The organism is Streptomyces lavendulae subsp. lavendulae (genome assembly GCF_002803845.1).
Lineage (GTDB): Bacteria > Actinomycetota > Actinomycetes > Streptomycetales > Streptomycetaceae > Streptomyces > Streptomyces lavendulae.
Window position 1 is genome coordinate 3,364,241 of sequence record NZ_CP024985.1, and the last position, 12,966, is coordinate 3,377,206.

Annotated in this window: 11 protein-coding genes; 7 read left to right on the forward strand and 4 right to left on the reverse strand. The window is 71.6% G+C overall.

What is annotated here, in order from left to right; translation table 11 throughout:
• Together SLAV_RS14190 and SLAV_RS14195 are read right to left on the reverse strand one after the other, a co-directional pair.
• Entirely contained in the window at nucleotides 1-342 is a 342-nt protein-coding gene (locus tag SLAV_RS14190) for a hypothetical protein (protein WP_030226217.1), read from the reverse strand.
• Nucleotides 343-636: 294 nt separating this feature from the next.
• Nucleotides 637-2,166: a ricin-type beta-trefoil lectin domain protein gene (locus tag SLAV_RS14195; protein WP_030226220.1), complete on the reverse strand. Its 1,530-nt coding sequence runs from the start codon at nucleotides 2,164-2,166 to the stop codon at nucleotides 637-639.
• Nucleotides 2,167-2,285: 119 nt separating this feature from the next.
• On the opposite strand from SLAV_RS14195, the gene SLAV_RS14200 reads away from it, so the two are divergent.
• The 3 genes from SLAV_RS14200 (at nucleotide 2,286) to SLAV_RS14210 (ending at nucleotide 6,947) form a co-directional block, all read left to right on the forward strand.
• Nucleotides 2,286-3,689, forward strand: a complete 1,404-nt coding sequence (locus tag SLAV_RS14200; protein ID WP_030226222.1) for a class II fumarate hydratase — start codon at nucleotides 2,286-2,288, stop codon at nucleotides 3,687-3,689.
• A gap of 102 nt (nucleotides 3,690-3,791) precedes the next feature.
• Nucleotides 3,792-4,499, forward strand: a complete 708-nt coding sequence (fomD, locus tag SLAV_RS14205) for a cytidylyl-2-hydroxypropylphosphonate hydrolase (protein ID WP_078950120.1) — start codon at nucleotides 3,792-3,794, stop codon at nucleotides 4,497-4,499.
• Nucleotides 4,500-4,751: 252 nt separating this feature from the next.
• Nucleotides 4,752-6,947: an ATP-binding SpoIIE family protein phosphatase gene (locus tag SLAV_RS14210; protein ID WP_030226227.1), complete on the forward strand. Its 2,196-nt coding sequence runs from the start codon at nucleotides 4,752-4,754 to the stop codon at nucleotides 6,945-6,947.
• A 76-nt stretch (nucleotides 6,948-7,023) separates the two neighbouring features.
• On the opposite strand, the gene SLAV_RS14215 is transcribed toward SLAV_RS14210, so the two are convergent.
• Nucleotides 7,024-9,315 carry a transglycosylase domain-containing protein gene (locus tag SLAV_RS14215; RefSeq protein ID WP_030226229.1) on the reverse strand — a complete coding sequence of 764 codons (2,292 nt, stop codon included), beginning with the start codon at nucleotides 9,313-9,315 and terminating at the stop codon, nucleotides 7,024-7,026.
• 243 nt (nucleotides 9,316-9,558) lie between these two features.
• On the opposite strand from SLAV_RS14215, the gene SLAV_RS14220 reads away from it, so the two are divergent.
• Both SLAV_RS14220 and SLAV_RS14225 read left to right on the forward strand, forming a co-directional pair.
• Nucleotides 9,559-10,470 carry an SPFH domain-containing protein gene (locus SLAV_RS14220; protein WP_030226231.1) on the forward strand — a complete coding sequence of 304 codons (912 nt, stop codon included), beginning with the start codon at nucleotides 9,559-9,561 and terminating at the stop codon, nucleotides 10,468-10,470.
• Nucleotides 10,467-10,724, forward strand: coding sequence for a type II toxin-antitoxin system antitoxin (locus SLAV_RS14225; RefSeq protein WP_030226233.1), 258 nt, complete (start codon nucleotides 10,467-10,469; stop codon nucleotides 10,722-10,724). The genes SLAV_RS14220 and SLAV_RS14225 overlap by 4 nt, the downstream gene beginning before the upstream one ends.
• A gap of 33 nt (nucleotides 10,725-10,757) precedes the next feature.
• Here the strand turns inward: SLAV_RS14225 and SLAV_RS14230 are convergent, their stop codons facing one another.
• Nucleotides 10,758-11,702 (reverse strand): hydrogen peroxide-inducible genes activator, encoded by a 945-nt coding sequence (locus SLAV_RS14230; RefSeq protein WP_030226234.1) that lies wholly within the window; start codon nucleotides 11,700-11,702, stop codon nucleotides 10,758-10,760.
• A 165-nt stretch (nucleotides 11,703-11,867) separates the two neighbouring features.
• On the opposite strand from SLAV_RS14230, the gene SLAV_RS14235 reads away from it, so the two are divergent.
• On the forward strand, nucleotides 11,868-12,422 hold the full coding sequence (locus SLAV_RS14235; protein ID WP_030226236.1) for a peroxiredoxin: 555 nt from the start codon (nucleotides 11,868-11,870) through the stop codon (nucleotides 12,420-12,422).
• Nucleotides 12,423-12,425: 3 nt separating this feature from the next.
• On the forward strand, nucleotides 12,426-12,965 hold the full coding sequence (locus SLAV_RS14240; RefSeq protein WP_030226238.1) for an alkyl hydroperoxide reductase: 540 nt from the start codon (nucleotides 12,426-12,428) through the stop codon (nucleotides 12,963-12,965).
• The last annotated feature ends 1 nt before the right edge of the window (nucleotide 12,966 follow it).

Consider the following 12,966-nt stretch of genomic DNA (forward strand, 5'->3'; position numbering starts at 1 on the left):
TCAGTACGCCGGGTGCCCGCCGCCCGGTGCGCCGCGCGGGGCGGCCGAGGCGGCCCGTACGAAGCCGGCCACGCATCCGGCGGCACCGACCAGCGACAGCGCGAGCAGTGGGTTCACCCAGGCCGGGACGAGTTCCACGCGGGTGCCGCCGGAGAAATCGCAGCGCACCGAGAGGGGCACCAGCGTCCGGCTGACGGTGATGTCGGCGTCGGGGGTGCGGTACCCGCCGCCCCCCTGTCCGGCGAGCGCCTCCACGCAGGGCCGCACGGGGTGGGCGGGGTTGAGGCCCGTGAGGCCGCCGACGGCCGCCAGGAGGGCCGCCGCGCTCAGGCACAGTCCCACCGCTTCCGCCCACCGGCCTACCGGGCTCGTGCTCAGGGCCGGTCTGCGGGTCGCCAGCAGATGGACGCCCTTGCCCAGGAGGAAGAGGAGGGCGAGGAGGCCGAGGGCGGCCGTGAGGAGGGCGGTGAGGAGGATCGGACTGCTCCCTTGCTGCGGTCTGCGCGCGCCGGTGCCTGGTGCCGCGGCGAGCCTGCCGGAGGCTACGGACGTACGTCCGGGGCGCCCGGTTGCAGAGCGGGTGGCACCCGGCCGGGCGGGCCGGCCGGGTGTGGGGGGTCCGAGGGGATGGCGGGGTTACGCGAAGCGCTGGTTCGCCGAGCCGTTGCAGGGCTGGAGGCGGACCTGTTCGTGGGCGGCGGCCACGGTCAGGCACATGCCGGTGGCCGCGGCCGGGCGCAGGGTGGCGCCGTCGCGGACGAACTTCTGGTTGGCGCCGCCGTGGCAGTTCCACAGGATCAGGCCGGTGCCCGCCCCGTAGTTCGCGCCGGGGACGTCCAGGCAGCGGTCCTGGGTGAGTTCGGTGTGGACGGCCCCGCGGGCGGGGTCGTACCACCAGCCCTGGTTGCGGCCGCCGTGGCAGTCCCAGCCGACGACCTTGGTGTCGTTGGCGCTGGAGCCGCCGAAGTCGTCGAGGCAGTTGCCGGTGGCCTCGTTCCTGAGGGGCTTGTAGAGGTCGTCCCAGGCGCCGGCCTGCAGGACGGGCGTGCCGGTGCTGGCGGGGTCGGCGCAGGAGGCCTCGCGCAGGCCAGAGTCGTAGAGCTGGGTCAGGCAGGACGCGAAGGCGCCGTGGCCGCGGTAGTTGGGGTGGAAGGACTGCCGGGCGGTGTTCTCGTCCCACGGGAAGTGGTCCCCGAGGTCGAGGTAGAGGCCGCGGGCCCAGGTGTCCTCCATGCACACCTCGTGGCCCTGGAAGAGGCGCGAGTTGTCCAGGTAGAGGGCGCCGGAGGCGCGGGCGGCCTCGCGCATGCCCTTCTCGAAGGTGGGCACGGCGTAGTTGCGGCCCCAGGCGGCGTCGGAGTCGTAGCCGGCGCAGCCTCCGGGGAGCTTGCCGGGGAAGTCGGGGTTGTCGTTGAAGTCGGGGCCGATGGGGCTGGGGTAGCCCATCACGACGAGCTTGTAGTCGGAGTCGGCGTAACCGGCTTCGCGCATGACCGTCTTGAGGTCGGCGACGGTGGCCTCCACCTTGGGCTTGAGGCCGTCGACGCGTGCCTGCCAGCCGGGGCCGTACTTGGGCTCGCAGGTGCCCTGGCTGAGCACCCAGCGGGTGACGCAGTCGGTCATGACGGGGCCGAACTGGAGGTCGTCGTTGGCCCCGGCGACCAGCAGCACCATCTTGATCTTCGTGTTGCGCGCCTTGACGGCGAGGCTGTCGCTCTGGACCAGCTCGTCGGCGTACTGCTTGCTGCCGCCGATCCTGATGTTCCCGGTGTAGCCGCCGGAGCAGGCCACGTTGAAGGTCAGGTCGGCCGGGATGCCGGTGCGGTGGATCGCCGAGTCCGGCGAGCGGTGGCACTGGTTGGCGGAGGTGTTGGTCGCGGGGTCGTAGTTGCCGACGCCCTCGCCCGAGATCTCGCTGTCGCCGAGCGAGATGAGCCCGGTCTTGCGCTCGTTCAGCGGGCGGATCGCCGGGTCTCCGTAGATCTTGGTGGCCTCGGCGGCCCGGACCGCTTCGAGTTCCGGCGACAGGGGCGTGATCGAGCCGCCGGCGGCGGGGGCCGCCTGGGCCATGGGGGTGATGGCGGTGACGCCCCCGAGGGCGGCCGCGATCGCCGCGATGGCGGCGAAGGTAGATCTGAGCCTGGGTTTCGTACGCGCACGTGCCATGAACGCCTCCCCGATTGCAGTGTTACCCGTGGTGTTACCCACGGTATTTACTGGCCGGTAGGGGAGTTGGGAACACTTCGAACAAGACAATTGCTCAACTTTTTCAGGAGGCAACGAACATGACAGACGATCAGCGGTCCGAAGCGTTCCGTACCGAGCACGACTCCATGGGCGAGGTACGGGTCCCCGCGGACGCCAAGTGGCGCGCCCAGACCCAGCGCGCCGTGGAGAACTTCCCGCTCTCGGGGCAGCGCCTCGAACGCGCCCACATCGAAGCCCTGGCCCGCATCAAGGCAGCCGCGGCCACGGTGAACGAGAAGCTCGGCGTGCTGGACGCCGACACGGCCGAGGCCGTCCGCTCCGCCGCGGCCGAGGTCGCCGACGGCCGCTGGGACGCCCACTTCCCGGTCGACGTCTTCCAGACCGGGTCCGGGACCTCGTCCAACATGAACGCCAACGAGGTCATCGCCACCCTGGCCACCGAACGGCTCGGCCGCGACGTGCACCCCAACGACCACGTCAACGCCTCGCAGAGCTCCAACGACGTCTTCCCCTCCTCCATCCACATCGCCGCCACCGCCGCCGTCTCCCGCGAGCTGATCCCGGCCCTGGAGCACCTCGCCGCCGCCCTGGAGCGCAAGGAGGCCGCGTTCGCCGAGGTGGTCAAGGCCGGCCGCACGCACCTGATGGACGCCACCCCGGTCACCCTGGGCCAGGAGTTCGGCGGGTACGCCGTCCAGGTGCGCTACGGCGTCGAGCGGCTGCGCGCCGTGCTGCCCCGGCTGGCCGAACTGCCCCTGGGCGGCACGGCGGTCGGCACCGGCATCAACACCCCTCCCGGCTTCTCCGCCGCAGTGATCGCCGAGGTGGCCGCGGCGACCGGACTGCCGCTGACCGAGGCCCGCAACCACTTCGAGGCCCAGGGGGCGCGGGACGCGCTGGTGGAGACCTCCGGGATGCTCCGCACCATCGCCGTCTCGCTCACCAAGATCTGCAACGATCTGCGCTGGATGGCCTCCGGCCCGCGCACCGGATTGGCCGAAATCAATCTGCCGGATCTGCAACCGGGGTCCTCGATCATGCCCGGAAAGGTCAATCCGGTGGTCCCGGAGGCGGTCCTGATGATCGCCGCGCAGGTGACGGGGAACGACACCGCGGTCGCCGTGGCGGGCGCGGCCGGCAACTTCGAGCTCAATGTGATGCTCCCGGTGATGGCCAGGAACCTCCTCGAATCGATCCGCCTGCTCGGCAACGGCAGCCGGCTGCTGGCCGACCGCACGGTGGACGGGATCACCGCCAATTCCGAGCGGGCCAGGGAGTACGCCGAGTCCTCGCCCTCCGTGGTGACGCCGCTGAACCGCTACATCGGCTACGAGGAGGCGGCCAAGGTCGCCAAGCGGGCCCTCGCCGAGCGGAAGACGATCAGGGAGGTCGTCCTGGAGTCCGGCTACGTCGAACGGGGCGCGCTCACCCTGGAACAGCTGGACGAGGCCCTCGACGTCCTGCGGATGACCCGGCCCTGAACGGCCCCCTCCCAGGGGCCGAATCCGGTCGTTTACCGTCCCCGCACCCCTCCGTGACCTGCAACGCAGCCAGTTCGGGGGCAGCCGCCCTAAGATCTGCGCATGACAGGTACCCACAGGTCCGTGAGCGGTGCGGGGCACCGCCCCGCGCAGGACGCGCACTGGGCGCCCGGGGACCGGATCCTCTGGCGCTACCGCGACCACGCCCCGGGGCTCAAGGGGCAGGTCCACATCGCCCGCCCGGTGACCGTGGTGCGGGACACCGACGAGCTGCTGGCGGTGTGGATGGCCCCCGGCACCGAATGCGTCAAGCCGGTGCTCGCGGACGGCACCCCCGTGCACGAGGAACCGCTCGCCACCCGTTACACCGCGCCGCGGACCACCGTGCGCTCGCGCTGGTTCGGGGCGGGCGTGCTCAAGCTGGCCCGCCCCGGCGAGCCGTGGTCGGTGTGGCTGTTCTGGGACCACGGCTGGCGCTTCAAGAACTGGTACGTGAACCTTGAGGAGCCCCTCGTCCGCTGGTCCGGCGGAGTGGATTCGGTGGACCACTTCCTCGACATCTCCGTCTACCCCGACCGCACCTGGAACTGGCGGGACGAGGACGAGTTCGCGCAGGCCCGGAACATCGGGCTGATGGACCCGGAACAGGCCCGGGGGGTCGAGGAGGCCGGGCGCGCGGCGGTCGGTGTGATCGAGGCCTGGGGGTCTCCGTTCCGCGATGGCTGGCAGGACTGGCGGCCCGATCCGGCCTGGGGTGTTCCGGCCCTGCCCGAGGACTGGGACCGCACCCCGGCGCATATGACCTCATGAGACCCTTGATGCGCCCCCGGGGTTCAAACGTAGGATCGTCCTCCGCCGGTCGTGCGCGGGGGGCCGACCCGTCCCCGTAACCGCAAATGACCTGCGGCGACCGGGACTTGACCGGAGGTCGACGCCGAACGAGAGGTAACGAGCGGGACGCGGATCCCGGGGGTGATGGTGCCCCCGCCGCTGAGCGGGTATACCGCGACTGACCGAGTTGAGTGCAGCGCACATCGAGCGCAAACGGACGGAATTCCACGCGTGACGGAGTACCCCACCTCCCAGGAGGGCCCGCAGCCCGCCGTCGCCTCAGGCGGAGGTACGGACGAGCCCGGCCACGGCAAGGCCCCCATCGCGGCCGCCGAGGCCGTACGCACGCATGCGCAGACTCCGGCCGCCGACCTCCCGCGCCCGCGCGGCGCCGCCGGGAGCGGCGGACCGCAGGGCGCCCGGACCTCCGGCCACGACGCGGCGGACACCGGCCCGGCCGGCGCCCGCGCGCGCGACGGCGAGGCCGCGCGCAACGCGGGACGCCGGGACGCGGGCGACGGCGAGCCGCTGCCGGGCGCCCCGGTGACGGCCGTCGCCGGAGCCCCGGGCACGGATCCCGCGGCGGCGGCCCCGGTCACCGGCGCGCCCCCGGCGGCGGGGGCCGGCTCCGGGACGGGTGCCACCGGTACCGGTGAGGTCGGCGTGGCGCGCCGCGAGGGCGACCGGCTGCGCTTCGTCGGCGCCGCCACCCGGCGGATCGCGCGCGGCATCGACCTCGACGAGATCGTGCTGGGCCTGTGCCGGGCGACCGTGCCCACTTTTTCCGACGCCATCCTCGTCTACCTGCGCGACCCGCTGCCCGTCGGCGACGAGCGGCCCGTCGGCCCGGTCGTTTTAAGGCTGCGGCGCACCGACCGGCTCCGGCCGATCGACGACCTGGGGCTGGCCGAGGGCGAGGGCGCGGGGGCGGCGGGAGCCGCCGGGGAGCTCGACTTCAGCCAGCTGCCGCTGGTCGGCCCGCAGGGTGACCTGCCCGCGGCCGAGCTCTGCGAGATCCGCCCCGGCGGGGCCCTCGCCGAAGTGCTGCGCGGCGTACGGCCCGTCTTCGGATCGGCCCTGGGAGCCCGCGACGCGCTCCCGGAGCTGCTGGGGTCCGACCACCCGGTGCCGCGCGGCCAGCGGGCCATCCTGGCCCCGCTGCGGGGCCGCCGGCGCGTCATCGGCGCGGCGGTGTTCCTGCGCACCCCGGACCGGGACGCCTTCGAGCAGAACGACCTGCTCGTCGCCGCCCAGCTGGCCACGCACACCGCGCTCGGCATCGACAAGGCGGTGCTCTACGGCCGCGAGGCCTACATCGCCGACGAGTTGCAGCGCACCATGCTGCCGGACGGCCTCCCCCAGCCCACCGGGGTGCGGCTCGCCTCGCGCTACCTGCCCGCCGCCGAGACGGCCCGGGTGGGCGGCGACTGGTACGACGCCATACCGCTGCCCGGCAGCCGGGTCGCGCTGGTCGTCGGCGACGTCATGGGCCACTCCATGACCTCCGCCGCGATCATGGGCCAGCTGCGCACCACGGCGCAGACCCTGGCCCAGCTGGACCTGCCGCCCGCCGAGGTGCTGCACCACCTGGACGAGCAGGCGCAGCGGCTGGGCTCCGACCGGATGGCCACCTGCCTGTACGCGGTCTACGACCCCGTCTCGCACCGGATCACCATCGCCAACGCCGGCCACCCGCCGCCGGTGCTGCTGCACCTGGGCGGCCGGGCCGAGGTGCTGCGCGTCCCGCCGGGCGCCCCCATCGGGGTCGGCGGCGTGGACTTCGAGGCCGTCGAGCTGGACGCCCCGGCCGGGGCCACCCTGCTGCTGTACACGGACGGGCTGGTGGAGTCCCGGCTGCGGGACGTGTGGACCGGCATCGAACAGCTGCGCGAGCGGCTCGCGACCACCGCGCAGCTGACGGGGCTGGACCACTCCCCGCCGCTGGAGGCCCTCTGCGACGACGTGCTGGACATGCTCGGCCCGGGTGACCGGGACGACGACATCGCCCTGCTCGCGGCCCGTTTCGAGGGCATCGCGCCGAGCGACGTCGCGTACTGGTTCCTGGACCCGGAGGAGACCGCTCCGGGCCGGGCCCGCCGCTTCGCCCGGCGCGCGCTGGCCCGCTGGGGCCTGGAGGAGCTGAGCGACTCGCTGGAGCTGCTGGTCAGCGAGGTGGTCACCAACGCCGTCCGGTACGCCGAGCGGCCCGTGACGCTGCGCCTGCTGCGCACGGACGTGCTGCGCTGCGAGGTCGGCGACGACTCCCCGCAGCTGCCGCGCCAGCGGCGGGCGCGGGAGACCGACGAGGGCGGGCGCGGCCTGTTCCTGGTCAACCGCCTGGCCCGGCGCTGGGGTGCCACCCGGCTGAGCAGCGGGAAGGTCGTCTGGTTCGAGCTCCCGCTGCCGGGGCCGCACGGCCGACGCTGAGGGCCCGTACGCACGGCACACCGCCGCCCCGCAGCGTGATCGCTGCGGGGCGGCGGTGTGTCGCGGTGCCCGGTGGCTAACGGCCCAGGAGCGGGTTCGGCGGGCCGGGGGGCGTCGGGTCCTTCGTCGGCGGCGTCGGGTCCTTCGTCGGGGGCGTCGGGTTCTTCGTCGTCGGCGTCGGGTTCTTCGTCGGCCCGGTCGGGTCCGGCTTGCCGGAGCTGCCCGTGGGGTCCGGGGTGCCGGTGGGACGGGTGCCGGCGGAGCCGGTCGGCGTCGGGGCGACCGTCTGGTTCGACGCGCTGGGCGAGGGGCTGCGGGTCGGCGCCGGCGGGGTGCCCATCTCGGCGTCCTCCAGGTCGAACTGGCCGGTGCTCTGGCCCTTGAGCGCGGCCGTGGTGTACGCCTGCCAGATCTGGGCCGGGAAGCTGGAACCGCCCGCGCGGCCCTTGCCCGCGGTACCGGTCAGGGTGACCTGGTTGTGCGAGTTCGGGTCCTCGCCGAACATCGCGACGACGGTGACGAGCTCCGGGGTGTAGCCGGTGAACCAGGCGGCCACGTTCTTCTCGGTGGTGCCCGTCTTGCCCGCGGCCTCGTAGGCGGAACTGCGCACGGCCTTGCCGGAACCGTCCTCGACCACGCCGGTGAGGACCTTGGTGACGGTGTCGGCGGTCTTGCTGGTCAGGACCTGGGCCCCGATCGGGTTGACCGGCTTGAACTGGGCGTCGACGTGCTCGGCCTTCTTGACGATGGTCGGGGTGACCTTCTTGCCGTGGTTGCCGAAGGTCGCGTAGACGGCGGCCATCTCCACGGTGTTGGCGCTCATGGTGCCGAGCGTCATGGCGGGCCTGTCGCCGGGCCAGCCGTCGCGGTCGCGCATGCCGAGGGCGAGGGCGGTCTCCTTCACCTTCTCCGGCTTGGCATCGACGATCATCTGCGCGTACACGGAGTTCACGGAGGAGTTGGTGGCCTCCTGGACCGTGAGCATCGGGTCGCCGTAGTTGATGTCGTCCTGGTTCTGCGGGGCGAAGGCGGTCGCGCTGCCGACCACGGGGCGCTTGCTGGTGCCGTCGTAGAGGGTGTTCGGGGTGATCGGACGGCCGTCCTGGGTCTTCGCGCCGTTCTCCAGGGCGCTGGCCAGCACGATCGGCTTGAAGGTCGAGCCCGGCTGGTAGTCCGTGCGCAGGGCGTTGCTCTCGGCCTTCTCCGTCAGGCCCACGCCGCCGTACATCGCGACGATCTGGCCGGTCTTGGCGTCGACGGAGGTGGCGCCGGCCTGGACGCTCTGGTCCTGGGGGCGGTCCTTGGTGTTCTTGCGGTCGAGCTTGGACTCCAGCTCGTCGTCGACGGCCTTCTCCAGCGCGGCCTGCTTCTTCTTGTCGATGTTGAGGGTGATGGTCCAGCCGCCGGCGGAGATGTCGGCGTCCTTGATGTTTTGGCGGCTCAGCTCCTGCTTGGCGGCCTGGACCAGGTAGCCCTTCTGCCCGTCCATGCCCGGGAGGGGCTTGGGCTTGATGGGCTCCTGGAACTTCAGGGTCGCGCGCTTGGCCTGGTCCAGCTTGCCCATCTCGACCATGTTGTCGAGGACGGCGTTGAAGCGGATCATGACCAGCCGCTTGCCGTTGGGACCGGCGATCGCCCAGTCGTACTGGCTGGGGGCCTGGATGACGGCGGCGAGGTAGGCGGCCTGCTCCAGGTTCAGCTTCTCGGCGTCGATGCCGTAGTAGGCCTGGGCCGCGGCCTGGATGCCGTAGGCGTTGCGGCCGTAGAAGTTGGTGTTCAGGTAACCGGCGAGGATCTCGTTCTTCTTCATGCGCTGGTCGACCTTGATGGAGATCACCAGCTCACGGAGCTTGCGGGTCGCCGACTGGTCCTGGGTCAGGTAGTAGTTCTTGACGTACTGCTGGGTGATCGTCGATCCGCCGGCCTTGCCGCGGCCGAGGGCCGTGTTGACGACGCCCCGGGCGACACCGATGACGTCGACGCCGCTGTCCTTGTAGAAGGACTTGTTCTCGATGGCGATGAAGGCGGTCCGCACGTCCTCGGGGATCTTGTCGATCGGGAGGATCTCGCGGTTCATCTGGCCGGTGCGGGCCATGATCGAACCGTCGGCGTACTTGTAGGTGTTGCTCTGGAGGATCGCGTTCTTGTTCGGGTCCGGCGGATCCACGGAGAAGTAGAGGGCGACCGCTCCGATGATGAGGAGCAGGGCACCTCCGAGGAAAGTCCCCAGGATCGTCTTCCAGTTGAGGAAGCGACGTATGCCGCTGCGCTTCTTCCCGGTCTTCCCGGTCGACTTGCCCGCACGCCCGCTCGGCGCTTTCCGCGCACCGCGCTGCTGCTGCGCCCGTCGCGCCTCTGCTCGGCCCATCGCTCCCGCTCCGCTCGATTACCCCCCCGACGTCAGCTCAGAAAACTAACACCGCAGGCTGTGACAAAGGACGGCTAACCCTGATCAATACCGGTCAATTCGGACGTGAGAATCAGCACCCACTCCGATGGAACCGACGCCCATGAGACCTGAAGGGTTGCGGTGAACGCAAAAAGTGCTATCACTTTGATAGGCGCTCCGGCCGATCGCGGCCGGACGCCCCACATCAAACGGGGGTAATCCATGACAACCGCAGCCGACCGGCGACCGAGCGAGATCCGGGAGTTCGCGGCGCACAGCGTCGGAGGCGGACTGGCCCTGCTGCTGGGCCTGTTGGGCACCGCGGCCGGGGTGGGCCTGATCGCCTGCGGCGCGGCGGCGACCGCGACGGGACCCAAGGCCGCCATGATCACGGCCGGCGTCCTGCTGGTCCTCGGTTCGCTGTTCGCCATGATGGGACTGAACACCGTGGCCCCCGGTGAGGCCCGCGTGGTCCAGCTCTTCGGCCGCTACCGCGGCACGATCCGGGCGGACGGACTGCGCTGGGTCAACCCGCTGACCTCCCGCAGGAAGATCTCCACCCGGGTCCGCAACCACGAGACGGCCGTCCTGAAGGTCAACGACGCCTACGGCAACCCGATCGAGCTCGCCGCCGTCGTGGTCTGGCGGGTCTCCGAGACCGCGCGCGCGGTGTTCGAGGTCGAGGACTTCACGGAGTTCGTCGAGACGCAGACCGAGACGGCCGTGCGGCACATCGCGATCGAGTACCCCTACGACGCCCACGACGAGGGCGGGCTCTCGCTGCGCGGCAACGCGGAGGAGATCACCGAGAAGCTCTCGGCGGAGCTCTCCACCCGGGTGGAGACCGCGGGCGTGGAGATCATCGAGTCCCGCTTCACCCATCTCGCGTACGCTCCGGAGATCGCCTCCGCGATGCTCCAGCGCCAGCAGGCCGGCGCGGTCGTGGCGGCCCGCAAGCAGATCGTCGAGGGCGCGGTGGGCATGGTGGAACTGGCCCTGACGCGACTGGCCGAGGAGGAGATCGTGGACCTGGACCCGGAACGCAAGGCCTCCATGGTGTCGAACCTGATGGTGGTGCTCTGCGGCGACCGCGCGGCCCAGCCCGTCATCAACACCGGGACCCTCTACCAGTGACCCCCGGCCCCGAGGACCCGGGGGCGGGGCGGCCCGCCCCCCGGACCGCACGGCAGGCGCGCAAGCAGGTGCTCCTGCGCCTGGACCCGCAGGTCTACGACGCGCTCGCGCGCTGGGCCGGCGAGGAGCTGCGCAGCGCCAACGCGCAGATCGAGTTCCTGCTGCGCCGGGCCCTGTCGGAGACGGGCCGCCTCCCCGGAGGCGCCGCCCCCATCCCGCCACGCGGCCGCCCCCGCATCAACCCGGACGCCTGAACCGACTCCCCACCGGCGCCCCGGGCGGCCGTCTCAGTCGGTGGGCCATACCGGGAGCGGGCGCACCGCCTCGCGCAGTGCGGCGGCGACGGCGCGGAACTCCTCCTGCCGGGCCGTCCCGGTGCGCATGGCCAGCGCGATCCGCCGTGAGGGGGCAGGCTCGGCGAAGCAGCCGGTGGCCAGGTGCTCGTTGCGGGCGGTCTCCAGGCGCAGGGCGGTGCGGGGCAGCAGGGTGACCCCGAGTCCGCCCGCGACCAGCTGGACGAGCGTGGACAGTCCGGCGGCGGTGGTGGTGACGTCCGCCCCCGCGCTGCGGCCCGCCTCGCGGCAGATGTCCAGGGCCTGGTCGCGCAGGCAGTGACCCTCGTCGAGCAACAGCAGCTGGAGGCCGCGCAGTTCCTCGCGCGGGATGTCGCGCCGCCCGGCCAGCGGGTGCTCGCGCGGGGCCAGCAGGACGAAGTCCTCGTCGAAGAGCGGCAGTTCGGTGACGCCCGGCATGCCCAGCGGCACCGCTAGCAGCAGCAGGTCCAGGCGTCCGCCGGCCAGCCCCTCCAGCAGTGAGGCCGTCTGCTCCTCGTGCACCTGGAGGTCCATGCGCGGGTAGCGCCGCTGGAAGAGCCCGAGCACGGTCGGCAGCAGGTACGGGGCCACGGTGGGGATCACCCCGAGCCGCAGCACCCCGGTGAAGGGGGCCCGGACCGCCTCGGCCTCCTCCAGCAGCCCGCCCATCGCATCGAGCACGCCGCGCGCGCGGGCGGCGATCCGCTCGCCCGCCGGGGAGAGCAGCACCTTGCGGGTGGTGCGCTCCAGCAACTGCACCCCGAGGGCCTCCTCCAGCGCGGAGACGGCGCCCGAGAGCGCGGGCTGGCTCATGCCGATCGCCGCGGCGGCGTCCCGGAAGTGCAGGTGCTCGGCGACCGCCGCGAAGGCGCGCAGCTGGGCCAGCGTCGGCTGCCTGCTCTGCCTCGCCTGCTTCATCTGCTGGGGTCCCCTCTTACCGACAGCCACTGATAGGTACCTCCGATCACCCGGCACAAGAGTAGCTATTTCCGTAATCAATGCAGCTGTGCCAGCATGTGAGATCCGTCCAACCCCTTCGGAAAGCCCCCAAAAGGGTCACTTTCCCGTTCGCAAGGAGAGTTCGTGCTCACTGTCGGTGACAAGTTCCCCAGCTACGACCTGACCGCCTGCGTCTCCCTCGAAGCCGGCAGCGAGTTCGCCCAGATCGACCACAAGACCTACGAGGGCAAGTGGAAGGTCGTCTTCGCGTGGCCGCTGGACTTCACCTTCGTGTGCCCGACGGAGATCGCCGCCTTCGGCAAGCTGAACGAGGAGTTCGCCGACCGCGACGCGCAGGTCCTCGGCTTCTCCCTCGACTCCGAGTACGTCCACCACGCCTGGCGCAAGGACCACGCCGACCTGCGTGACCTGCCCTTCCCGATGATGTCCGACATCAAGCGCGAGCTGTCGACCGAGCTGGGCATCCTCGGCGAGGACGGCCTGCCGATGCGCGCCGTCTTCATCGTGGACCCGAACAACGAGATCCAGTTCTCGATGGTGACCGCCGGTTCCGTGGGCCGTAACCCCAAGGAGGTCCTGCGGGTCCTCGACGCCCTGCAGACCGACGAGCTGTGCCCCTGCAACTGGAACAAGGGCGACGACACCATCAACGCGGGCGCCCTGCTGGCCGGTGAGTGACGGATGTCCCTCGACTCCCTCAAGTCCGCCATACCGGACTTCGCCAAGGACCTGAAGCTGAACCTCGGTTCGGTCATCGGCAATCAGGACACCCTCTCGCAGCAGCAGCTGTGGGGCACCGTCCTGTCCTGCGCGATCGCTTCCCGCTCCCCGCGCGTCCTGCGCGAGCTGGAGCCGGAGGCGAAGGCGGCCCTGTCGCCCGAGGCGTACACCGCCGCCAAGTCCGCCGCGGCGATCATGGCGATGAACAACGTCTTCTACCGCACGCGCCACCTGCTCTCCGACCCGGAGTACGGGACGCTGCGCGCGGGCCTGCGGATGAACGTCATCGGCAACCCCGGCGTGGAGAAGATCGACTTCGAGCTGTGGTCGCTCGCGGTCTCCGCGGTCAACGGCTGCGGCCAGTGCCTGGACTCGCACGAGCAGGTCCTGCGCAAGGCCGGCGTCGACCGCGAGACCGTCCAGGAGGCCTTCAAGATCGCCTCGGTGATCCAGGCCGTCGCCGTCACCCTCGACGCCGAAGCGGCCCTGGCCGCCGAGTAGT

What these genes read in the sequence shown, in the direction of transcription:
- SLAV_RS14195 (WP_030226220.1), bottom strand. Translation starts at nt 2,166, where the DNA reads ATGGCACGTGCGCGTACGAAACCCAGGCTCAGATCTACCTTCGCCGCC.
- SLAV_RS14200 (WP_030226222.1), top strand. Translation starts at nt 2,286, where the DNA reads ATGACAGACGATCAGCGGTCCGAAGCGTTCCGTACCGAGCACGACTCC.
- fomD (WP_078950120.1), top strand. Translation starts at nt 3,792, where the DNA reads ATGACAGGTACCCACAGGTCCGTGAGCGGTGCGGGGCACCGCCCCGCG.
- SLAV_RS14215 (WP_030226229.1), bottom strand. Translation starts at nt 9,315, where the DNA reads ATGGGCCGAGCAGAGGCGCGACGGGCGCAGCAGCAGCGCGGTGCGCGG.
- SLAV_RS14220 (WP_030226231.1), top strand. Translation starts at nt 9,559, where the DNA reads ATGACAACCGCAGCCGACCGGCGACCGAGCGAGATCCGGGAGTTCGCG.
- SLAV_RS14230 (WP_030226234.1), bottom strand. Translation starts at nt 11,702, where the DNA reads ATGAAGCAGGCGAGGCAGAGCAGGCAGCCGACGCTGGCCCAGCTGCGC.
- SLAV_RS14240 (WP_030226238.1), top strand. Translation starts at nt 12,426, where the DNA reads ATGTCCCTCGACTCCCTCAAGTCCGCCATACCGGACTTCGCCAAGGAC.